This window comes from Bacillus sp. FSL L8-0099 (assembly GCF_038006385.1).
Lineage (GTDB): Bacteria > Bacillota > Bacilli > Bacillales > Bacillaceae_G > Bacillus_A > Bacillus_A toyonensis.
This window is the reverse complement of record NZ_JBBOVC010000001.1, coordinates 138,357-159,064: the sequence shown is the minus strand read 5'-3', so window position 1 is coordinate 159,064 and position 20,708 is coordinate 138,357. Positions and strand designations below refer to the sequence as shown.

Annotated in this window: 21 protein-coding genes, 9 tRNA genes and 3 rRNA genes; 2 read left to right on the top strand and 31 right to left on the bottom strand. The window is 41.0% G+C overall.

Annotated elements, in window-relative coordinates; translation table 11 throughout:
• Positions 1-77: 77 nt before the first annotated feature.
• From rocF to MHH42_RS00875, 15 genes are all read right to left on the bottom strand, one after another.
• The gene (rocF, locus tag MHH42_RS00945; protein ID WP_070174031.1) at positions 78-971 is read right to left on the bottom strand and encodes an arginase; all 894 of its coding nucleotides are present in this window, start codon (positions 969-971) and stop codon (positions 78-80) included.
• Positions 972-1,180: 209 nt separating this feature from the next.
• Entirely contained in the window at positions 1,181-2,326 is a 1,146-nt protein-coding gene (locus MHH42_RS00940; RefSeq protein ID WP_340892704.1) for a glycerate kinase, read from the bottom strand.
• Positions 2,327-2,443: 117 nt separating this feature from the next.
• A tRNA-Ala gene (locus MHH42_RS00935) sits at positions 2,444-2,516 on the bottom strand.
• A 10-nt stretch (positions 2,517-2,526) separates the two neighbouring features.
• Positions 2,527-2,598: transfer RNA gene (locus MHH42_RS00930), tRNA-Gly, on the bottom strand.
• Positions 2,599-2,603: 5 nt separating this feature from the next.
• Positions 2,604-2,679: transfer RNA gene (locus MHH42_RS00925), tRNA-Lys, on the bottom strand.
• Between the two features lie 5 nt (positions 2,680-2,684).
• Positions 2,685-2,759 (bottom strand) — tRNA-Gln (locus MHH42_RS00920).
• Positions 2,760-2,824: 65 nt separating this feature from the next.
• Positions 2,825-2,908 (bottom strand) — tRNA-Tyr (locus MHH42_RS00915).
• Between the two features lie 16 nt (positions 2,909-2,924).
• Positions 2,925-3,000: transfer RNA gene (locus MHH42_RS00910), tRNA-Val, on the bottom strand.
• 5 nt (positions 3,001-3,005) lie between these two features.
• A tRNA-Glu gene (locus MHH42_RS00905) sits at positions 3,006-3,080 on the bottom strand.
• Between the two features lie 22 nt (positions 3,081-3,102).
• A tRNA-Thr gene (locus MHH42_RS00900) sits at positions 3,103-3,175 on the bottom strand.
• Positions 3,176-3,179: 4 nt separating this feature from the next.
• A tRNA-Asn gene (locus MHH42_RS00895) sits at positions 3,180-3,254 on the bottom strand.
• Between the two features lie 9 nt (positions 3,255-3,263).
• Positions 3,264-3,379, bottom strand: a 5S ribosomal RNA gene (gene rrf / locus MHH42_RS00890).
• Between the two features lie 90 nt (positions 3,380-3,469).
• A 23S ribosomal RNA gene (locus tag MHH42_RS00885) occupies positions 3,470-6,391 on the bottom strand.
• Positions 6,392-6,536: 145 nt separating this feature from the next.
• Positions 6,537-8,088: ribosomal RNA gene (locus MHH42_RS00880) — 16S ribosomal RNA — on the bottom strand.
• The 16S, 23S and 5S rRNA genes sit together here with 9 tRNA genes alongside, the layout of an rRNA operon.
• A 225-nt stretch (positions 8,089-8,313) precedes the next feature.
• Entirely contained in the window at positions 8,314-8,532 is a 219-nt protein-coding gene (locus tag MHH42_RS00875) for a hypothetical protein (RefSeq protein ID WP_000901142.1), read from the bottom strand.
• A 184-nt stretch (positions 8,533-8,716) separates the two neighbouring features.
• Between MHH42_RS00875 and pdaB the strand changes: the two genes are divergently transcribed.
• On the top strand, positions 8,717-9,481 hold the full coding sequence (pdaB, locus tag MHH42_RS00870) for a polysaccharide deacetylase family sporulation protein PdaB (RefSeq protein ID WP_000464721.1): 765 nt from the start codon (positions 8,717-8,719) through the stop codon (positions 9,479-9,481).
• A 125-nt stretch (positions 9,482-9,606) separates the two neighbouring features.
• Here pdaB and kbaA read toward each other — a convergent pair whose 3' ends face one another.
• Complete coding sequence (kbaA, locus tag MHH42_RS00865; protein ID WP_001088537.1) at positions 9,607-10,218, bottom strand: KinB signaling pathway activation protein KbaA; 612 nt, start codon at positions 10,216-10,218, stop codon at positions 9,607-9,609.
• 139 nt (positions 10,219-10,357) lie between these two features.
• Between kbaA and gerD the strand changes: the two genes are divergently transcribed.
• Positions 10,358-10,975, top strand: a complete 618-nt coding sequence (gerD, locus tag MHH42_RS00860) for a spore germination lipoprotein GerD (RefSeq protein ID WP_000821768.1) — start codon at positions 10,358-10,360, stop codon at positions 10,973-10,975.
• Positions 10,976-11,030: 55 nt separating this feature from the next.
• Here the strand turns inward: gerD and MHH42_RS00855 are convergent, their stop codons facing one another.
• The 15 genes from MHH42_RS00855 to infA form a co-directional block, all read right to left on the bottom strand.
• Positions 11,031-12,098: an Mrp/NBP35 family ATP-binding protein gene (locus MHH42_RS00855; protein WP_340892703.1), complete on the bottom strand. Its 1,068-nt coding sequence runs from the start codon at positions 12,096-12,098 to the stop codon at positions 11,031-11,033.
• A 143-nt stretch (positions 12,099-12,241) separates the two neighbouring features.
• Positions 12,242-12,955, bottom strand: coding sequence for an N-acetylmuramoyl-L-alanine amidase CwlD (gene cwlD / locus MHH42_RS00850; RefSeq protein ID WP_000822443.1), 714 nt, complete (start codon positions 12,953-12,955; stop codon positions 12,242-12,244).
• A 66-nt stretch (positions 12,956-13,021) separates the two neighbouring features.
• Positions 13,022-13,450: a DUF2521 family protein gene (locus tag MHH42_RS00845; protein WP_001101000.1), complete on the bottom strand. Its 429-nt coding sequence runs from the start codon at positions 13,448-13,450 to the stop codon at positions 13,022-13,024.
• Between the two features lie 162 nt (positions 13,451-13,612).
• The gene (gene rpsI, locus MHH42_RS00840) at positions 13,613-14,005 is read right to left on the bottom strand and encodes a 30S ribosomal protein S9 (RefSeq protein ID WP_000079986.1); all 393 of its coding nucleotides are present in this window, start codon (positions 14,003-14,005) and stop codon (positions 13,613-13,615) included.
• Between the two features lie 21 nt (positions 14,006-14,026).
• Positions 14,027-14,464, bottom strand: a complete 438-nt coding sequence (gene rplM / locus MHH42_RS00835; protein WP_001260795.1) for a 50S ribosomal protein L13 — start codon at positions 14,462-14,464, stop codon at positions 14,027-14,029.
• A 152-nt stretch (positions 14,465-14,616) separates the two neighbouring features.
• Positions 14,617-15,360 (bottom strand): tRNA pseudouridine(38-40) synthase TruA, encoded by a 744-nt coding sequence (gene truA / locus MHH42_RS00830; RefSeq protein WP_000439681.1) that lies wholly within the window; start codon positions 15,358-15,360, stop codon positions 14,617-14,619.
• 14 nt (positions 15,361-15,374) lie between these two features.
• A complete protein-coding gene (locus MHH42_RS00825; protein WP_001186520.1) occupies positions 15,375-16,169 on the bottom strand; it encodes an energy-coupling factor transporter transmembrane component T family protein in 795 nt (264 codons plus the stop codon).
• Positions 16,157-17,038 (bottom strand): energy-coupling factor ABC transporter ATP-binding protein, encoded by an 882-nt coding sequence (locus MHH42_RS00820; RefSeq protein ID WP_000406524.1) that lies wholly within the window; start codon positions 17,036-17,038, stop codon positions 16,157-16,159. Before MHH42_RS00820 ends, MHH42_RS00825 begins: the two co-directional genes overlap by 13 nt.
• The gene (locus MHH42_RS00815) at positions 17,014-17,856 is read right to left on the bottom strand and encodes an energy-coupling factor ABC transporter ATP-binding protein (RefSeq protein ID WP_000711788.1); all 843 of its coding nucleotides are present in this window, start codon (positions 17,854-17,856) and stop codon (positions 17,014-17,016) included. Before MHH42_RS00815 ends, MHH42_RS00820 begins: the two co-directional genes overlap by 25 nt.
• Positions 17,857-17,959: 103 nt before the next feature.
• Positions 17,960-18,322, bottom strand: a complete 363-nt coding sequence (gene rplQ / locus MHH42_RS00810; RefSeq protein WP_000331490.1) for a 50S ribosomal protein L17 — start codon at positions 18,320-18,322, stop codon at positions 17,960-17,962.
• A 35-nt stretch (positions 18,323-18,357) separates the two neighbouring features.
• Positions 18,358-19,302, bottom strand: a complete 945-nt coding sequence (locus tag MHH42_RS00805) for a DNA-directed RNA polymerase subunit alpha (protein WP_000569643.1) — start codon at positions 19,300-19,302, stop codon at positions 18,358-18,360.
• A gap of 181 nt (positions 19,303-19,483) precedes the next feature.
• Complete coding sequence (gene rpsK, locus MHH42_RS00800; RefSeq protein ID WP_000101797.1) at positions 19,484-19,873, bottom strand: 30S ribosomal protein S11; 390 nt, start codon at positions 19,871-19,873, stop codon at positions 19,484-19,486.
• 24 nt (positions 19,874-19,897) lie between these two features.
• On the bottom strand, positions 19,898-20,263 hold the full coding sequence (rpsM, locus tag MHH42_RS00795; RefSeq protein ID WP_000090793.1) for a 30S ribosomal protein S13: 366 nt from the start codon (positions 20,261-20,263) through the stop codon (positions 19,898-19,900).
• Positions 20,264-20,284: 21 nt separating this feature from the next.
• Positions 20,285-20,398 carry a 50S ribosomal protein L36 gene (gene rpmJ / locus MHH42_RS00790; protein WP_000868344.1) on the bottom strand — a complete coding sequence of 38 codons (114 nt, stop codon included), beginning with the start codon at positions 20,396-20,398 and terminating at the stop codon, positions 20,285-20,287.
• A 35-nt stretch (positions 20,399-20,433) separates the two neighbouring features.
• Positions 20,434-20,652, bottom strand: coding sequence for a translation initiation factor IF-1 (gene infA, locus MHH42_RS00785; RefSeq protein ID WP_001029884.1), 219 nt, complete (start codon positions 20,650-20,652; stop codon positions 20,434-20,436).
• Positions 20,653-20,708: the final 56 nt, after the last annotated feature.

The following is a 20,708-nucleotide window of genomic DNA, read 5'->3' as shown; positions in this document are numbered from 1 at the left end:
GTACAGTATAATATAAATCATTATTATACGCCTATTTTCAAATAAAAAAAGCAACTTCTCAGTTGCTTTTCTTACATTTATTTTAGTTTTTCACCGAATAAAGAACCCATTAAAGCAACCGCGGTTGTTGCCGTTCTATTTCTCTCATCTAAAATCGTATTTACTTCAACAAACTCAGCAGATGTAACAATATCAGCTTCCGCTAACATTTCCATCGCTAAATGACTTTCACGATACGATAGACCACCAATTACAGGCGTTCCAACTCCTGGTGCATCATGAGGATCAAGACCATCTAAATCTAATGATAGATGTACACCATCAGTATGAGATAAATAAGCAATTGTTTCTTCCATAACAGCCGTCATACCCATACGATCGATTTCATGCATCGAGAATACTTTAATACCTTCATTGCGAATAAAGTCTTTTTCTCCTTCATCCAATGCACGTGCACCGATAATTACAACGTTCTCTTTTTTCACCTTTGGATATGCCCCGTATAAGTCTACAAGCGTGGGATGTCCATAGCCTAAACTTGCTGCAAGTGACATTCCATGAATATTACCAGATGGTGAAGTTTCCTCCGTATTTAAATCTCCATGTGCATCATACCAAATAACACCTAAATTTTTATAATGTTTTGCCACACCAGCTAGTGTACCAATTGCGATACTATGGTCACCACCTAATACAAGTGGAAAACGACCTTCTTCTATAATATGATCCACCTTACTTGCCAATTCATTACATACAGTCGCAACTTGTGTAAGGTTTCTTAATTTTGTATTTTCATCAACTTCTTTTTCTCTCTCTATACATATATCTCCCATATCTTTAACGTTATATCCAATTTCTTCAATTCTTTCAACTACCCCTGCATAACGGATCGCGCTCGGGCCCATATCAACTCCACGACGCATCTGTCCTAAATCCATTGGAACTCCAATAACTGAGATTTCTTTTTTCATAGATAGTATCCCCCTTTTATGCCTTCACTAAATATTTTAAATCTTTTATATACTCTGACTCAACTCGACATTTTTCTGTATGGATATACAATTTATTCACTTATATTTATGTTGAAATCCAAATCTTAAGACCATTTTATGTATAAAGTTAACTTAATGAAACAACTGCTATCATTATTATTAGATAATAATAAAAAACACTTCTACATTTAGAAGTGTTTTTTCGATGCAATTTTCCATACTGCTGCAATATTTCTTGCTGTCATTTCAATATTCTCTTTTGCCATCTTATATGCCTCTTCTAGTGCCATTGGAAAAGGCGTAATACTAAATACTGCATCGATTCCCTTTTCGTAAACAACTGGATAATTTGGAGATACCGATCCTCCTATAGCAATCACAGGAATATGAAGACGTTTCGCTCGCCCCGCGACACCAACAGGAGCCTTTCCATATGCTGTTTGTTCATCTATTCTACCTTCACCAGTTATAATTAAATCCGCATCTTCTATATGCTTATCAAAATTTGTATGATCCAATACAATTTCAATACCCTTTCGTAAGCTTCCCTTTAACACCGCAATAACAGCTGCTCCCATACCTCCTGCCGCTCCTGCACCAGGTATTTCAGATACATCCAAAGATACATATCGTTTAAGAATAGTCGCATAATGCTTTAAATTCTCATCTAGCCTTTTCAGCATCTCTACATCCGCACCCTTTTGAGCACCAAATACGAAAGATGCCCCTCTCATTCCGACTAATGGATTATTTACATCACACGCCGCTTCTATCGTTATCTCCTTTAGGCGTGAATCCATTCGTGAAAAATCAATCGCGACAATCGAATGTAATGTTCCTCCAGATGGATCTATTGCTTCACCCTTTTCATCTATAAACCTTACTCCTAAAGCCGATAACATACCTGCCCCACCATCATTTGTAGCGCTTCCTCCAAGCCCCAAAATAATATGCTTAACTCCTTGGTCTAGCGCATGTAATATAAGCTCTCCTGTTCCTTTTGACGTTGTAATGAATGGATTTCGCTTTTCAACCGGAACGTGTTGTAATCCAGATGCCGATGCCATTTCAATAAACGCTGTCTTTTTATCTGTAGAAATGCCATAAAAAGCTTGTACGCCTTCTCTAAGCGGTCCTGTCACATAAAGTGATACAACGCTTCCTCCTGTGGCATCAACAAGTGAATCAACAGTTCCTTCACCACCATCTCCAATTGGTATTTTTACATACTCTGCTTTAGGAAAAATTGCTCTAAAACCTCTTTCAATAGCTTCACATACTTCTATAGCCTTTAGACTTTCTTTGTATGAATCAGATGCAATGACAACTTTCACAATTATCCCCCATCCTTTATTTTTACGTTTTCTTCATTTTAAACGACAAATATGAAAGTTGTCTTTTTAAACACAAAAAAAGCGTACATCATATGATGTACGCTTTCTCTATTTATATGGAGCCTAGCGGGATCGAACCGCTGACCTCCTGCGTGCAAGGCAGGCGCTCTCCCAGCTGAGCTAAGGCCCCGTAGTAACAAAGCGGAAGACGGGATTCGAACCCGCGACCCCAACCTTGGCAAGGTTGTATTCTACCACTGAACTACTTCCGCGAAAATGGTGAGCCATGAAGGATTCGAACCTTCGACCCTCTGATTAAAAGTCAGATGCTCTACCAACTGAGCTAATGGCTCGTAAATGGCTGGGCTAGCTGGATTCGAACCAGCGCATGACGGAGTCAAAGTCCGTTGCCTTACCGCTTGGCTATAGCCCATTAATATTTACTAGTATGCTTATCTTCTCAAAAAAATAAACCCTCTCAGGTTATTTTAAAGAAAATGGTGGAGGGGGGCAGATTCGAACTGCCGAACCCGAAGGAGCGGATTTACAGTCCGCCGCGTTTAGCCACTTCGCTACCCCTCCGACATTTAAACATATATGGTGGAGGATGACGGGATCGAACCGCCGACCCCCTGCTTGTAAGGCAGGTGCTCTCCCAGCTGAGCTAATCCTCCAAAAGTGGTGACCCGTACGGGATTCGAACCCGTGTTACCGCCGTGAAAGGGCGGTGTCTTAACCACTTGACCAACGGGCCAAAAATTTAAAAACTTTTTCCAAGCTTCCAACCGGGGTTGAACCGGTGACCTCTTCCTTACCATGGAAGTACTCTACCAGCTGAGCTATGGAAGCATAATGGCTCCGCAGGTAGGAATCGAACCTACGACCGATCGGTTAACAGCCGATAGCTCTACCGCTGAGCTACTGCGGAATAATACAAGCCTGGCAACGTCCTACTCTCACAGGGACAAGGTCCCAACTACCATCGGCGCTAGAGAGCTTAACTTCCGTGTTCGGTATGGGAACGGGTGTGACCTCTCTGCCATCATTACCAGACTTTTATCATTATACACATTCTTTTCAGAATGTCAAAAGGAATTTTAAATATATATTCCTTCAAAACTAGATAACATCGCTTCATATTATATGGTTAAGTCCTCGATCTATTAGTATTCGTCAGCTCCACATGTCACCATGCTTCCACCTCGAACCTATCAACCTGATCATCTTTCAGGGATCTTACTAGCTTACGCTATGGGAAATCTCATCTTGAGGGGGGCTTCATGCTTAGATGCTTTCAGCACTTATCCCTTCCGCACATAGCTACCCAGCTATGCCCTTGGCAGAACAACTGGTACACCAGCGGTGCGTCCATCCCGGTCCTCTCGTACTAAGGACAGCTCCTCTCAAATTTCCTACGCCCACGACGGATAGGGACCGAACTGTCTCACGACGTTCTGAACCCAGCTCGCGTACCGCTTTAATGGGCGAACAGCCCAACCCTTGGGACCGACTACAGCCCCAGGATGCGATGAGCCGACATCGAGGTGCCAAACCTCCCCGTCGATGTGGACTCTTGGGGGAGATAAGCCTGTTATCCCCGGGGTAGCTTTTATCCGTTGAGCGATGGCCCTTCCATGCGGAACCACCGGATCACTAAGCCCGACTTTCGTCCCTGCTCGACTTGTAGGTCTCGCAGTCAAGCTCCCTTATGCCTTTGCACTCTACGAATGATTTCCAACCATTCTGAGGGAACCTTTGGGCGCCTCCGTTACACTTTAGGAGGCGACCGCCCCAGTCAAACTGCCCACCTGACACTGTCTCCCGGGTCGATAAGACCCGTAGGTTAGAATTTCAATACAGTCAGGGCGGTATCCCACCAGCGCCTCCACCGAAGCTAGCGCTCCGGTTTCAATGGCTCCCGCCTATCCTGTACAAACTGTACCAAAATTCAATATCAGGCTACAGTAAAGCTCCACGGGGTCTTTCCGTCCTGTCGCGGGTAACCTGCATCTTCACAGGTACTATAATTTCACCGAGTCTCTGGTTGAGACAGTGCCCAAATCGTTACACCTTTCGTGCGGGTCGGAACTTACCCGACAAGGAATTTCGCTACCTTAGGACCGTTATAGTTACGGCCGCCGTTTACTGGGGCTTCAGTTCAGAGCTTCGCTTACGCTAACCCCTCTCCTTAACCTTCCAGCACCGGGCAGGTGTCAGCCCCTATACTTCGCCTTACGGCTTCGCAGAGACCTGTGTTTTTGCTAAACAGTCGCTTGGGCCTATTCACTGCGGCTTTCCGTTAAGAAAGCACCCCTTCTCCCGAAGTTACGGGGTCATTTTGCCGAGTTCCTTAACCAGAGTTCTCTCGCACACCTTAGGATTCTCTCCTCGCCTACCTGTGTCGGTTTGCGGTACAGGCACCTTTTATCTCGCTAGAAGCTTTTCTTGGCAGCGGGGAATCAAAGACTTCGCTCCATAAGGAGCTTCCCCATCACAGCTCAGCCTTCACGATAAGCGGATTTGCCTACTTATCAGCCTAACTGCTTGGACGTGCACAACCAATCGCACGCTTCTTCTATCCTTCTGCGTCCCTCCATTGCTCAAACGATAAAGAGGTGGTACAGGAATATCAACCTGTTGTCCATCGCCTACGCCTGTCGGCCTCGGCTTAGGTCCTGACTAACCCTGAGCGGACGAGCCTTCCTCAGGAAACCTTAGGCATTCGGTGGACGGGATTCTCACCCGTCTTTCGCTACTCATACCGGCATTCTCACTTCTAAGCGCTCCACCAGTCCTTCCGGTCTGACTTCACTGCACTTAGAACGCTCCCCTACCACTGATACCATTGGTATCAATTCGCAGCTTCGGTGGTGTATTTAGCCCCGGTACATTTTCGGCGCAGAGTCACTCGACTAGTGAGCTATTACGCACTCTTTAAATGGTGGCTGCTTCTAAGCCAACATCCTAGTTGTCTAAGCAACTCCACATCCTTTTCCACTTAATACACACTTTGGGACCTTAGCTGGCGATCTGGGCTGTTTCCCTCTTGACTACGGATCTTATCACTCGCAGTCTGACTCCTAAGGATAAGTCATTGGCATTCGGAGTTTGACTGAATTCGGTAATCCGATGAGGACCCCTAGTTCAATCAGTGCTCTACCTCCAAGACTCTTACACTTAAGGCTAGCCCTAAAGCTATTTCGGGGAGAACCAGCTATCTCCAGGTTCGATTGGAATTTCTCCGCTACCCACACCTCATCCCCGCACTTTTCAACGTGCGTGGGTTCGGGCCTCCATTCAGTGTTACCTGAACTTCACCCTGGACATGGGTAGATCACCTGGTTTCGGGTCTACGACCACGTACTAAACGCCCTATTCAGACTCGCTTTCGCTGCGGCTCCGTCTCTTCAACTTAACCTTGCACGGGATCGTAACTCGCCGGTTCATTCTACAAAAGGCACGCCATCACCCATTAACGGGCTCTGACTATTTGTAGGCACACGGTTTCAGGATCTCTTTCACTCCCCTTCCGGGGTGCTTTTCACCTTTCCCTCACGGTACTGGTTCACTATCGATCACTAGGGAGTATTTAGCCTTGGGAGATGGTCCTCCCAGATTCCGACGGAATTTCACGTGTTCCGCCGTACTCAGGATACATTCAAGAGAGAACGAAGTTTCGACTACGGGGTTGTTACCCTCTACGACGGACCTTTCCAGGTCGCTTCGTCTACCTCGTTCCTTTGTAACTCCGTATAGAATGTCCTACAACCCCAAGAGGCAAGCCTCTTGGTTTGGGCTAGATTCCGTTTCGCTCGCCGCTACTCAGGAAATCGCATTTGCTTTCTCTTCCTCCAGGTACTTAGATGTTTCAGTTCCCTGGGTCTGTCTTCCATACCCTATGTATTCAGGTAAGGATACCATACCATTACGTATAGTGGGTTTCCCCATTCGGAAATCTTCGGATCAAAGCTTACTTACAGCTCCCCGAAGCATATCGGCGTTAGTCCCGTCCTTCATCGACTCCTAGTGTCAAGGCATCCACCGTGCGCCCTTTCTAACTTAACCAAACTAAAATTAAAAAATATGAGCTACACTGTTATCTAGTTTTCAAAGAACATACATTTATATATGAGAGATAGTTCTCTCAAAACTGAACAAAACGAAACACGGAAACTTATATTGATGAACAGCGTTCATCAATTCTCCATAGAAAGGAGGTGATCCAGCCGCACCTTCCGATACGGCTACCTTGTTACGACTTCACCCCAATCATCTGTCCCACCTTAGGCGGCTGGCTCCATAAAGGTTACCCCACCGACTTCGGGTGTTACAAACTCTCGTGGTGTGACGGGCGGTGTGTACAAGGCCCGGGAACGTATTCACCGCGGCATGCTGATCCGCGATTACTAGCGATTCCAGCTTCATGTAGGCGAGTTGCAGCCTACAATCCGAACTGAGAACGGTTTTATGAGATTAGCTCCACCTCGCGGTCTTGCAGCTCTTTGTACCGTCCATTGTAGCACGTGTGTAGCCCAGGTCATAAGGGGCATGATGATTTGACGTCATCCCCACCTTCCTCCGGTTTGTCACCGGCAGTCACCTTAGAGTGCCCAACTTAATGATGGCAACTAAGATCAAGGGTTGCGCTCGTTGCGGGACTTAACCCAACATCTCACGACACGAGCTGACGACAACCATGCACCACCTGTCACTCTGCTCCCGAAGGAGAAGCCCTATCTCTAGGGTTTTCAGAGGATGTCAAGACCTGGTAAGGTTCTTCGCGTTGCTTCGAATTAAACCACATGCTCCACCGCTTGTGCGGGCCCCCGTCAATTCCTTTGAGTTTCAGCCTTGCGGCCGTACTCCCCAGGCGGAGTGCTTAATGCGTTAACTTCAGCACTAAAGGGCGGAAACCCTCTAACACTTAGCACTCATCGTTTACGGCGTGGACTACCAGGGTATCTAATCCTGTTTGCTCCCCACGCTTTCGCGCCTCAGTGTCAGTTACAGACCAGAAAGTCGCCTTCGCCACTGGTGTTCCTCCATATCTCTACGCATTTCACCGCTACACATGGAATTCCACTTTCCTCTTCTGCACTCAAGTCTCCCAGTTTCCAATGACCCTCCACGGTTGAGCCGTGGGCTTTCACATCAGACTTAAGAAACCACCTGCGCGCGCTTTACGCCCAATAATTCCGGATAACGCTTGCCACCTACGTATTACCGCGGCTGCTGGCACGTAGTTAGCCGTGGCTTTCTGGTTAGGTACCGTCAAGGTGCCAGCTTATTCAACTAGCACTTGTTCTTCCCTAACAACAGAGTTTTACGACCCGAAAGCCTTCATCACTCACGCGGCGTTGCTCCGTCAGACTTTCGTCCATTGCGGAAGATTCCCTACTGCTGCCTCCCGTAGGAGTCTGGGCCGTGTCTCAGTCCCAGTGTGGCCGATCACCCTCTCAGGTCGGCTACGCATCGTTGCCTTGGTGAGCCGTTACCTCACCAACTAGCTAATGCGACGCGGGTCCATCCATAAGTGACAGCCGAAGCCGCCTTTCAATTTCGAACCATGCAGTTCAAAATGTTATCCGGTATTAGCCCCGGTTTCCCGGAGTTATCCCAGTCTTATGGGCAGGTTACCCACGTGTTACTCACCCGTCCGCCGCTAACTTCTTGAGAGCAAGCTCTCAATCCATTCGCTCGACTTGCATGTATTAGGCACGCCGCCAGCGTTCATCCTGAGCCAGGATCAAACTCTCCAATAAAGTTAGTTTGTCTAGCATCTAAAAATAAAAATTGACGTTTCACGTTGTTTGTTTCGTTCAGTTTTCAAAGAACTACTTGGTCGCTCATTTGCGACTTCCTTATGTTAACATCTTCGTTTTTCGATGTCAACTAAGTTTTTCAATTTATTTCTTGTCGTTTTCTGCGTTTCCGCATCAGCGACGTTTATTAATTTACCATATACTAATCATTAACGTCAACACTTTTTAATAAAAAATTCTTTTTCTTACATAACGAATACATTCTTCTGCGTTAGCAACTCTTCGAAATAAACAAAAAATGATTTTATATCTTTCTTCCATCGCTTTTTTTACAACCTCATGAATACGCTCATCTTCAAAATCAAATAAAAGTTCCTCTAACTCTCTCTTCAATATGTATTCCATTTCTTTTTTCTCTTCTTTCGTCAACATAAGCCCAAGCAAATCATCACCTCAATCATTCCTTACAGAGCAATACAAGTTCCGCTCATTTTTACTTATCAAAAACAAATCATCAAAATCCTATCATTCATTATATCCACCACTTACGATATTAATCCCTTGTTCTCTTTTTTATATTTAAAGCATATATGTAACTGAAAAGGATTGGACAAAGGGGCGTAATATTATGTTTTTCTTTTTTATTACGAGCAAAAGAACTTTTAAACACATTAGCTTAATAGTGATACTTTCCTTATTTACAGCATGGCTACTCTTTTTAAAAACATATTCACATGAATCTGCTTTTTCAACTGCTACAGGTCCTAAGGTAATTTACAAAGGAGATACTGCTAAAAAACAAGTTGCGTTCACGTTTGATATTAGTTGGGGAGACAAAAAAGCGATTCCAATCCTTGAGACACTCAAAGAAAGAGAAATTAAGAATGCAACCTTCTTCCTTTCTGCTGCATGGGCCGAAAGACATCCCGATATCGTCGAACGTATCATGAAAGATGGACATGAAATCGGTAGTATGGGTTATAATTACACGTCTTACACTTCTCTAGAGCCAAATGAAATAAGAAGAGATCTTTTACGAGCCCAAGATGTTTTTACGAAACTTGGCGTAAAACAAGTCAAGCTATTGCGTCCACCTAGTGGTGAATTCAACAAAGCAACTCTTAAAATCGCAGAATCGCTCGGATACACTGTCGTTCATTGGAGTAATAATTCAAATGATTGGAAAAATCCAGGTGTAAATACTATCGTTTCCACTGTCTCTAATAATTTGAAGGGTGGAGATATTGTCTTATTACACGCATCTGATTCTGCTCTTCAAACAAATAAAGCTTTACCGCTACTTCTACAAAAGTTAAAGAGTGACGGATATCAACAAATATCCGTATCACAACTCATTTCCAACACAAGTACGAAAAGTGAAGATGTGAAGTAGTTTCTTTTCTGCTACCCTTTACACATAAATAGCTCTATTACCTTATCGAAAGGTAATAGAGCTATTTCCATCTCACTATTTCTCGTAGTATAACTATCGCTGCTTAATTCAAAAGTACTTTTCAATTAAGCAGCTTTACTCGTTTTTCCGATTAAACGATGTAATATAAGTAACTGATATGCATTACATAATAAAAGTGGTATAACCATTAAATATAACCAATCTGTATCATTAATCCTTAGTGCTGGCACCCATTCAAGAATTGTTACAACAACCATAAAGAACAGGGCAGGCACAAATGCTTTTTTATTTGTTTCTTTACTTTTTATATAAGCAACAATCGCTCCAAACACAAATAATATTCCAGCAACAAGTATGTTATTCCCTAATGAAACTTCTCCATTTGCAATGAGTACAGATCTTAAATACACAAAATCGAATAAAACGAATGCAATAAAGAAGAGCTGGACTACATTCCATAAAGATGACGATCGGAACATACCTAGTCCAAAACGATGAATCGTTAAATAGGCAAAGAACCCCATTTGACTTATAACACTAAAAATAAACCCTACACCCATCAACCAGAAAGAAACTGCTAGAATCTCCTTTACGTCGAAATTTTGAAAAAATTTATCGTACTTGTCCCACTCCAAAACAAACCCAATAATAACCGTGCTGACTCCACCAAGAAACAACGTCGTTAAAAATAGTCGTACCCACTTGCGGCTATTCACAACACATCCCCCATTATCCTTATATTTCTAATTAAATTGTATCAATGACAATTTCAAAAAGCTAGCCATGTTCATGTATAAATTCCTTAAAGATATTTATATTAAAAAGAGAGAACTGTGTTGAAAGGAGTTCCAACTTATGAAACGGATACTACTCGTTTTCGTTTCTTCTTTTCTACTTATTGCACTTGTAGCATGTGCACAAGGAAAAGAAACGAAATCCGAATTAGATTACGATCAAACAAAGAAAATGATTGTTGATATTTTAAAAACTGATCAAGGTAAGAAGGCCATTCAAGATGTATTAACTGATGAAAAAATGAAACAAGCACTCATACTAGATGAAACAGTAGTAAAGAAAACGATTGAAGATGCAATGGTATCCGACAAAGGGCAGCAATTCTGGGAAAAGCTCTTTAAAGACCCTGAGTTCTCATCGAAATTCGCTAAAAGTATGGGGAAAGAACAAACAAATTTAATGAAAACCTTACTAAAAGACCCTGAATACCAAGCAGGCGTTATAGAGATCATGAAAAACCCTGAAGTAGAAAAAATGATGTTGCAAACAATGAAGAGTAAAGAATACCGTCAATATTTACAACAAGTACTAACAGAAACTACTGAAAGTCCACTCTTCCAAGCTAAGATGATTGATATTATTAGTAAAGGTGTGCAAAAGGCTGAAAAAGGTGGCTCTGATAAAAAAGATGCAGGTGGCGAAGGTGGCTCCCAAAGCGGGAGTAAGGAACAACAGTAAAAAATAATAACTATAATAGTGAGTGGACAATATATATCGTCCACTCATTATTATTTTATTTTTGCGCGACAGCTGTTTTATCAATTACTGTTTCAGCTATCGTGCGATAAATAATCCCCGTTGTATGCGTATCTTCATATACTGAAGGAGCGAAGTCTTCTTTATTCCAATCAGGTTGTTGAAGTGGAATGCGGCCTATTACATCTGTTTGTAATTCGGTAGCTAATTTATCTCCTCCACCTCTTCCAAATACATACTCCTTCTCACCAGTTACTTTACTTTCAAAATACGCCATATTTTCAACGACACCAAGAATACTGTGTTCAGTGCGCAAAGCCATCGCTCCAGCACGCGCTGCTACAAATGCCGCTGTTGGATGAGGCGTCGTTACTATAATCTCTTTACAAGCCGGCAACATGGAATGCAAGTCTAGCGCAACATCACCTGTACCTGGCGGTAAATCTAATACTAAGTAATCTAAATCACCCCATTCTACTTCTGTGAAGAAATGATTTAACATTTTCCCAAGCATAGGTCCTCTCCAAATAACCGGTGCATTATCTTCCACAAAGAATCCCATTGAGATTACTTTTACACCTAGACGCTCCACTGGGATTATTTTATCTCCTCTTACAATAGGACGTTTTTCTATCCCCATCATATCAGGTACACTAAAACCGTAAATATCCGCATCAATGATACCAACTTTTTTCCCTAGACGAGCTAAAGCAATGGCAAGGTTAACGGAGACTGTTGATTTTCCCACTCCACCTTTTCCACTCGCAACTGCTAAAAATGTCGTTTTTGAATTCGGTGACAATAAAGATTCAATTTGCTCTTCTTCTTGCGGTGGTACAAACTGAGCTAATTCCTCTTCTGTAAATTCTGCAAAACGAAGTCCAACTGTTGCTGCCCCAAGTTCCTTCACTAACTTTACGATGCCCGACTGCAACTGCATTTGTTCCGCAGTACCTGTTTTTACAATTGCAATTTTAACACTCACATGTTCCTTCTCCGGCTTGACTGTTACCTCTTTAATTGCATTTGTTTCTTTTAACGTTTTATGTAAAAACGGATCTACAATCCCTTCTAACGCTTCCACTACTTGCTCTTTCGTTACCATAATTAGCCCAGCCCCCTGTATGAAAAATAACGTAATGTTAATTGAATTTATCTCTCTTTATCCTTGAAATAAATGCGTTTACATTTTCAGTATAACATATTTTCCGAAAACTTCGTTAACGAGAGAAACTCAAAAAATCCCCCTTATTCTGGAGGATTTCCTTTTTCCGTGAAATAACGCAATATACCTCGATATACGGCAGCCGCTACCTTTTGCTGATATTTTTCCGAATTTAACATATACCTTTCGTTCACATTCGATAAAAATCCAGCTTCAATTAAAGCGCCTGGTGTTTTCGCATACTTTAATAAATACACATGAGAAATCGTTTTAGCAGAACGGTTCGTATTTTCTAAACTCGTTCTCAATTCAGCTTGTATAAACTTCGCAGCACGTTCATTTTCAGTTAAAGAACGGTAGTAGAACGTTTGTGCTCCTTTAGAACCACTACTAGTTAATGCATTTAAATGAATACTTGCAAAGAAATCGACATCTGGCTTATTAATAATCTCCACACGTCTTCTTAAATCCTCTGCTTTACGTCTACTGTACGACTTTGTATCTTTGTTAGCTAAATCATAATCTCCTTCACGTGTCAAAATAACTAATGCACCTTGCTCTTGCAAATAATCTTGCACTTTTTTTGTAATTTCAAGAGTTATGTCTTTTTCTATAATATCCTTTCCACCAACAGCTCCTCCGTCTGGTCCACCATGCCCTGCGTCTAATACAATTACTTTCCCTGATAAGGGTAAATTCCACGCTCGCCACGATTTTGTAATTTGAAATTCTTGTTTGACTAAAAAAAACAAAACAACCGCAGCGAGCGCAAAAGAGATAATTCGAATTCTCTTCATACCTTTCCTCCTCCAGCTAGTCCCTCTAATTACTTATATGGGACAAGAGGAAAGTTTATGCTTGTCTTAATGTAGCTTTAAACGATATCTTCTTTCACCTTTTTCATATCCTTCCTGCCACCACAATCCGATAAACTGCTGACAAGATTCAAAAAGTAATTCCTCATCTTTTAACTTAATTTCTCGTATAGTCATACTCGTTAAAAATTGAAATAGTGTTTCCGTTAATTGTTGCTCTTCTTCTAAAGCCCTATATTTCACATCAAAGAACGATTCGCCATAATAACCAAACTTACTGTATCTCGCTCCTAATAAATAAGATTCTATTCCTAGTTCAATACAGTAATCTTCATACTGACGATGAAGCTCTTGCATGTGAAAGGCATCACGAATATTTGAACGCAACGTTTTTAATGATAATTCTCGTAGCATCTTCCGCTCGTATTTTAATTGCTTTTCTTTTTGTTTTTCTTTTAAGCTGACAATGACATTCATAGTACTTATAAAACCTCCCTAATACGTATTAGTCTAAACTTCTAAAGAAGAAGCATACGCGGGACGGTAGCACTAAAATATTCCAAACTTCAAAAATAAATAAGAGGAATTAAATATAAAAAAACCCCAACCAAAATGGTTGAGGTTTGTAGTTCGCAAAAATTAACGTTTTGAGAACTGAGGTGCACGACGTGCGCCTTTAAGACCGTATTTTTTACGCTCTTTCATACGTGCGTCACGAGTTAATAGACCTGCACGTTTTAGTGTTAGACGGTATTCTGGATCAGCTTTTAATAAAGCGCGAGAAATACCGTGACGAATAGCACCAGCTTGACCAGTGTATCCACCACCATTTACGTTTACAAGTACATCGTAGTTACCTAAAGTTTCTGTTGCAACTAGAGGTTGTTTAACTACTTCACGTAATGCAGCAAATGGGATATAGTTTTCAAAATCACGACCGTTAATGATAACGCGTCCTTCGCCTGGAACTAGGCGTACGCGCGCTACTGAACTCTTACGACGTCCAGTGCCATAGTATTGAACCTGTGCCAAAGTAAGCCCTCCTTTAATTAATTATCCGCGAAGTTCGTAAACTTCTGGTTTTTGTGCTTGGTGTGGATGCTCTGCTCCAGCATACACGTTTAATTTCTTAGATACTTGACGTCCTAAACGTCCTTTTGGAAGCATCCCTTTAATTGCAAGCTCTAACATTTGTACAGGGTAGTTTGTACGCATTTCTAGAGCTGTTCTTTGCTTAAGTCCACCTGGGTGGTTAGTGTGACGGTAGTAAATTTTATCGTTTAATTTATTACCTGTTAAATGAATTTTCTCAGCGTTAATAATAATTACATGATCACCCGTGTCAACGTGTGGTGTAAATGTAGGTTTGTTTTTACCACGTAAAATGGATGCTACTTCAGTAGATAGGCGACCTAAAGTTTGACCTTCAGCATCAACCACATACCATTTACGCTCAACTTCGTTAGCTTTTGCCATAAAAGTCGTACGCATGTGTTTCCCTCCTCGTTATCTTTTCCATAGAAAAAATCTATTGTTTATCTTAAACACGATTTCCTTCCGGGGCTAATCGTGGTTTTAGAAACAATACCATATGTTATGATATACTTTTGAGTTTCTAATGTCAAGCAAATGTTACACCAGGATTAGTTGTTATAGTTTACTTGCCATAAGTAAAGTCCATGACCTGGAGCCATCTTTCCAGCAAACTGGCGATTTTGTTTTGCTAAAATCTCTGGAATGCTATCAGGATCAAGCTTTCCTTGCCCTACGTTAAGTAACGTACCAACAATAATTCTGACCATATTATATAAAAATCCATTACCTACAAAACGAAAAATTAATTCATCATCTTGCTCAATTAACTCGATTTCAAAAATTGTTCGCACTTTATCTTTTTTGTCAGTTTTTGCCGAACAAAAAGAAGTGAAATCATGCGTTCCAATAAAATAAGGAATCGCTTTTCTTATAGAGTTTATTTCAAGCGGATATGGATATTGATATACGTAATTTCTACGGAATACATCCGCAGTCTTTGATAATAATACACGATAACGATATTCTTTTCTCTCAACACCGTAACGTGCATGAAATTCTTCTGTTTTCTTCTCTACTTGCCTGATAACAATATCATCTGGCAACATTGTGTTTAAAGCATTACTCCATTGCCACTCTTCAAGAGACAAAGGTGTATCAAAGTGTATGACTTGTCCTTTCGCATGAACGGTAGAATCCGTTCTGCCTGATGCCTGAACACGAACAAGTTCACCCTTATGCAATTTCTGTAATGCCTTCTCTATTTCTTGTTGAACAGTACGATGCTGTGGTTGAATTTGGTAACCACAAAAATGCATGCCATCATATGCAACTGTACATTTTATTCTTTCCATCTTTCCGTTCTCCATTACAATCGCAACCATACTAAAATACAAGCTAGACAAAGTAAACTTATAATTGTTACTGTATCGCTCATTTTCCAGCGTAGTTGCCTAAATTTAGTTCGTCCTTCACCATTTCGATATCCACGTGCTTCCATCGCAATTGCTAAATCCTCAGCACGCTTAAAAGCACTAATAAAAAGTGGAACGAGTAGTGAAATAATTGCCTTCATCCTATCTTTTATCGGACCTCCAGCAAAATCAATACCACGTGACGCTTGTGCTTTCATAATTTTACTCGTTTCATCCATTAATGTCGGAATAAAACGAAGAGAAATAGACATCATTAATGCGATTTCATGAACAGGAACCTTTATACGCTTCAACGGCTTTAATAACGTCTCCAAACCATCTGTAATCTCAATAGGTGTCGTTGTTAACGTTAATAATGTCGTCATTAAAATAATAACAAAGAATCGTATAGAAATGTATATCCCTTGCTCTAATCCCTTTTCATGTATTGAAAACCAACCAAGCTGGAATAGTACATCCCCTTCTTTAGTTGTGAAGATATGCAGGAAAAATGTAAAAAGAAAAATCCATAAAATTGGTTTTAAGCCCGAAAGTACATAACGAATCGGCACTTTTGCAAAAAATAAAGCAATGAGTGCATATAAAAATAAAAATCCATATGAAATCGCATTATTTGCTAAGAAAACAACAAATACATATAAAAAGACAATCAACAGCTTCGTACGAGGATCAAGTTGATGAATGAGTGACTTACCTGGAATGTATCTCCCAATAATCAACTGCTGCATGATTCATGACCACCTTTTCGTAACACCTGCACAACTTCATGAGTAAGATCCTCTAAAGATAAGGTAGCCTTTGGAATTGAAATACCAAACTTCTCTTCAATTGCACGTTTATACTTTAAAGACATCGGAAGGTCCACACCAATTTGTTCTAGTTCATCAGCATGTGAAAATACTTCCTCTGCACTTCCTTGCAAAAAGACCGTTCCTTTATGCATGACCACAATTTGATCTGCATACTTAGCGGCATCCTCCATATTATGGGTAACAAGAATGACTGTAAGCCCCTGCTCCTTATGCAAACTATAAAACATCTCCATAAGCTCGTGCTGTCCTTTCGGATCAAGCCCCGCTGTAGGTTCATCTAATACAAGTACTTCGGGTTCCATCGCAAGTACGCCCGCTATTGCAACACGCCTCATTTGCCCACCGCTTAATTCAAACGGAGAACGTGCTAATAACTCTATATCCAATCCAACAAGCTGAATGGCATCTTTTGCCTTTTGCTTTGCCACTTCTTCAGATAAACCGAAATTAGTAGGCCCAAAACAAATATCTTTCTCCACTGTTTCTTCAAATAACTGATGTTCTGGGAACTGAAAGACAACCCCTACTTTTTTTCGTAGTGGCTTAAGCTTCTTCTCTTTCTTCCCTGCTGAAATTAAATGTTCACCAATTTGAACCGTACCATTTGTCGGCTGCAATAAACCATTTAAATGTTGAATCATCGTCGACTTACCTGAACCAGTATGACCGATAATGGCATAATAGCCTCCACTTGGAAACGACACGTCTACATCATAAAGCGCGCGTCTTTCAAATGGAGTTTTATATTGATAACGATGTTCTACTTTTTGGAATGTAATCTCCAAAGTTCGTTCACCAAACTTTCCATTGTAAGATGCGTATTTTGCAAAAGAATTTCACTTCTTTTTAATAATTCTGCTATTTTTACTGAAAAAGGTACATCTAACCCAATTTCTTGGAGCATATGAGAGGACTTGAAAATTTGCTTTGGGGTCCCTTCCTCTAATATTTCTCCCTTGTTTAAAATAATGACACGGTCTGACTGTGCCGCTTCTTCTAAATCGTGCGTAATTGATAATACGGTAATACCTTTTTGATTAACAAGCTGTCTAACCGTTTCTACTACTTCACGTCTCCCTTGAGGGTCTAACATTGACGTTGCTTCATCTAGTATTAAAATAGATGGCTGAAGTGCTAAAACACCTGCTATTGCAACTCGCTGCTTTTGCCCACCAGATAACGAATGGGGCTCATCATTAAGAAAATCTTCCATACGGACAAGTCGCAGGGCTTGTTCTAATCTTTCTACCATCTGTTCCCTTGGCATTCCGATATTTTCTAAGCCAAATACAACGTCATCTTGTACTGTCGTTCCAACAAATTGATTATCTGGATTTTGAAATACCATTCCAATTTGTTTTCGAACATCCCATACCGTTTCTTCTGATAAAACCATTGTATCATTTACAGTAATTGTCCCTGATTCCGGCAAAAACAAACCATTCAATAATTTTGCAAGTGTAGATTTACCTGAACCATTTTGTCCGATAACAGATACCCATTCTCCTTCATATAAGGAAAACGAAACATCTTTTAATGCATACGAGGCTGCCCCAGGATATTGAAATGATACATTTTCTGTCCGAAGTTTCTCTTTTTTCAATACAAGGCACCCTTTCCTTCGCCAAGTTAGCCTTTTTTATATTTAAAAAAAAAGGGCCATGACCAGTTACTTGAAAAGAACTGTCCTGCCCTTTTAATTATCATTATACTAACTCGATAATTACCATTGGTGCTGCGTCTCCGCGACGTGGACCAATTTTTGCAATACGAGTGTATCCGCCTTGGCGCTCAGCATAGCGTGGAGCTACATCAGCGAATAATTTTTGAAGTGCATCTTGACCAGTCTCAGCGTTAGCAACTTCATTGCGAATGAAAGCTGCTGCTTGACGACGAGCGTGAAGATCTCCGCGTTTACCTAAAGTGATCATTTTTTCCACTACAGAACGAAGTTCTTTTGCACGAGTTTCTGTCGTTTGGATGCGCTCGTTGATAATTAAATCAGTAGCTAAATCACGTAACATAGCTTTACGTTGCGCACTTGTACGGCCTAATTTTCTGTATGCCATTCGTAGTTCCCTCCTTTGTTGATGGGTTTAAATCCTCAGTCGTCTTTACGTAAACCTAAACCTAATTCCTCAAGTTTATGTTTAACTTCTTCCAAGGATTTACGTCCTAAGTTACGAACTTTCATCATATCTTCTTCTGTTTTGTTCGCAAGCTCTTGTACAGTATTAATTCCTGCACGTTTTAGGCAATTATAAGAACGAACAGAAAGATCTAGTTCTTCGATAGTCATCTCAAGAACTTTCTCTTTTTGATCTTCTTCCTTCTCGACCATAATCTCAGCATTTTGTGCTTCATCAGTTAAACCAACAAAGATATTTAAATGCTCAGTTAAGATTTTGGCCCCTAAAGAGATAGCTTCTTTTGGCCCGATGCTTCCATCCGTCCATACATCAAGCGTAAGCTTATCATAATTAGCCACTTGTCCGACACGTGTCTTTTCCACTTGGTAAGTTACACGTGATACTGGAGTATAAATAGAATCAATAGGAATTACTCCTATTGGTTGATCTTCGCTTTTATTTGCATCAGCTGGCGTATACCCACGGCCACGCTTTGCAGTTAAACGCACGCGGAAATGCGCATCCTTTGCTAACGTTGCAATGTGTAAATCTGGATTTAAGATTTCTACATCACTATCGTGAGTAATATCAGCAGCTGTGACAATACCTTCGCCCTGCACATCAATTTCCAACGTCTTCTCTTCTTCAGAGTAGATTTTAAGAGCTAACTTTTTCAAGTTTAAGATGATCGTCGTAACGTCTTCTACTACGCCCTCAACTGTTGAAAATTCATGTAATACGCCATCGATTTGGATAGCAGTAACAGCGGCACCAGGGAGTGAGGATAAAAGAATACGACGTAAGGAGTTACCCAAAGTAGTACCATATCCACGCTCAAGCGGTTCAATTACGAATTTACCATATTTAGCATCTTCGTTAAGTTCAACCGTTTCGATTTTCGGCTTTTCGATTTCAATCATTAACTAAACCCTCCTTCAAAACGTCGAAACCCCGGTTAAACAAAGGTATACCCCTTTGATTAACCGAAAGTCCCCCTTAGGCAGTTCCCGATTGTGCACAACAAGCGATGTTTCTGTACGAAATTTCTCGATAATGCATCATATCCATTATAGACAAAAGGGAAAATTCTATACAGAAAAATTACACACGACGACGTTTTGGTGGACGACATCCATTATGAGGAACTGGAGTAACATCTCTAATTGCTGTTACTTCTAGACCTGCAGCTTGAAGAGCACGAATTGCAGCTTCACGACCAGCACCAGGACCTTTAACAGTAACCTCTAAAGTTTTTAAACCGTGCTCCATTGCAACTTTAGCAGCAGCTTCAGCAGCCATTTGCGCAGCGAATGGAGTAGACTTACGAGATCCACGGAAACCAAGTGCACCAGCACTAGACCAAGAAAGTGCGTTACCATGAGTATCTGTAAGTGTTACGATTGTGTTGTTGAAAGTAGAACGAATATGAGCTATACCAGCTTCAATATTCTTTTTCACACGTTTTTTACGAGTGTTTGTTTTACGTGCCATTGTTAGTTCAACCTCCTTTACTTATTATTTCTTTTTATTTGCTACTGTACGACGTGGACCTTTACGTGTACGAGCATTGTTTTTAGAGTTTTGACCACGAACTGGTAAACCACGACGGTGACGAAGACCACGGTAAGAACCGATCTCCATTAGACGTTTAATGTTAAGAGATACTTCACGACGAAGGTCTCCCTCAACTTTAATGCTATCGATAACATCACGGATACGTCCTAGTTCGTCTTCCGTTAAATCACGAACTCGTGTTTCTGAAGAAATACCAGCTTCAGTAAGAATTTTTTCAGCAGTTGTGCGACCAATGCCGAATACGTAAGTTAAAGAAATAACAACGCGTTTGTCTCGAGGAATATCTACACCTGCGATACGTGCCATTCTGAATGCACCTCCTTCTGATTAACCTTGTTTTTGTTTATGTTTAGGGTTTTCACAAATAACCATTACTTTTCCACGTCTACGAATAACTTTACATTTTTCGCAGATTGGTTTAACTGACGGTCTTACTTTCATGTCTCGAACCTCCTTAAAGATTACGGAGTGCTATATTATTTAAAACGGTACGTAATACGACCACGATTTAAATCGTACGGAGATAATTCTACCGTAACTTTGTCTCCTGGTAAAATACGAATGAAGTTCATACGGATTTTACCAGAAACGTGAGCCAATACGACATGCCCATTCTCTAATTCTACTTTGAACATAGCATTTGGCAACGTTTCAAGAACGGTACCTTCGACTTCAATTACATCATCTTTAGCCATTCAATAGTTCTCCCTTCTTCAAATCAGTAACATTTTACACTGCTCTGAAATTCCGG

Bases quoted from the DNA above. Each gene is read 5' to 3' on its own strand.
- rpsM (WP_000090793.1), bottom strand. From the start codon at position 20,263: ATGGCACGTATCGCAGGTGTAGATATTCCTCGAGACAAACGCGTTGTT.
- rplQ (WP_000331490.1), bottom strand. From the start codon at position 18,322: ATGGCATACAGAAAATTAGGCCGTACAAGTGCGCAACGTAAAGCTATG.
- pdaB (WP_000464721.1), top strand. From the start codon at position 8,717: ATGTTTTTCTTTTTTATTACGAGCAAAAGAACTTTTAAACACATTAGC.
- MHH42_RS00855 (WP_340892703.1), bottom strand. From the start codon at position 12,098: ATGGTAACGAAAGAGCAAGTAGTGGAAGCGTTAGAAGGGATTGTAGAT.
- truA (WP_000439681.1), bottom strand. From the start codon at position 15,360: ATGGAAAGAATAAAATGTACAGTTGCATATGATGGCATGCATTTTTGT.
- rpsK (WP_000101797.1), bottom strand. From the start codon at position 19,873: ATGGCACGTAAAACAAACACTCGTAAAAAACGTGTGAAAAAGAATATT.
- infA (WP_001029884.1), bottom strand. From the start codon at position 20,652: ATGGCTAAAGATGATGTAATTGAAGTCGAAGGTACCGTTCTTGAAACG.
- gerD (WP_000821768.1), top strand. From the start codon at position 10,358: ATGAAACGGATACTACTCGTTTTCGTTTCTTCTTTTCTACTTATTGCA.
- cwlD (WP_000822443.1), bottom strand. From the start codon at position 12,955: ATGAAGAGAATTCGAATTATCTCTTTTGCGCTCGCTGCGGTTGTTTTG.
- MHH42_RS00825 (WP_001186520.1), bottom strand. From the start codon at position 16,169: ATGCAGCAGTTGATTATTGGGAGATACATTCCAGGTAAGTCACTCATT.
- rocF (WP_070174031.1), bottom strand. From the start codon at position 971: ATGAAAAAAGAAATCTCAGTTATTGGAGTTCCAATGGATTTAGGACAG.
- rplM (WP_001260795.1), bottom strand. From the start codon at position 14,464: ATGCGTACGACTTTTATGGCAAAAGCTAACGAAGTTGAGCGTAAATGG.
- rpmJ (WP_000868344.1), bottom strand. From the start codon at position 20,398: ATGAAAGTAAGACCGTCAGTTAAACCAATCTGCGAAAAATGTAAAGTT.
- MHH42_RS00805 (WP_000569643.1), bottom strand. From the start codon at position 19,302: ATGATTGAAATCGAAAAGCCGAAAATCGAAACGGTTGAACTTAACGAA.
- MHH42_RS00845 (WP_001101000.1), bottom strand. From the start codon at position 13,450: ATGAATGTCATTGTCAGCTTAAAAGAAAAACAAAAAGAAAAGCAATTA.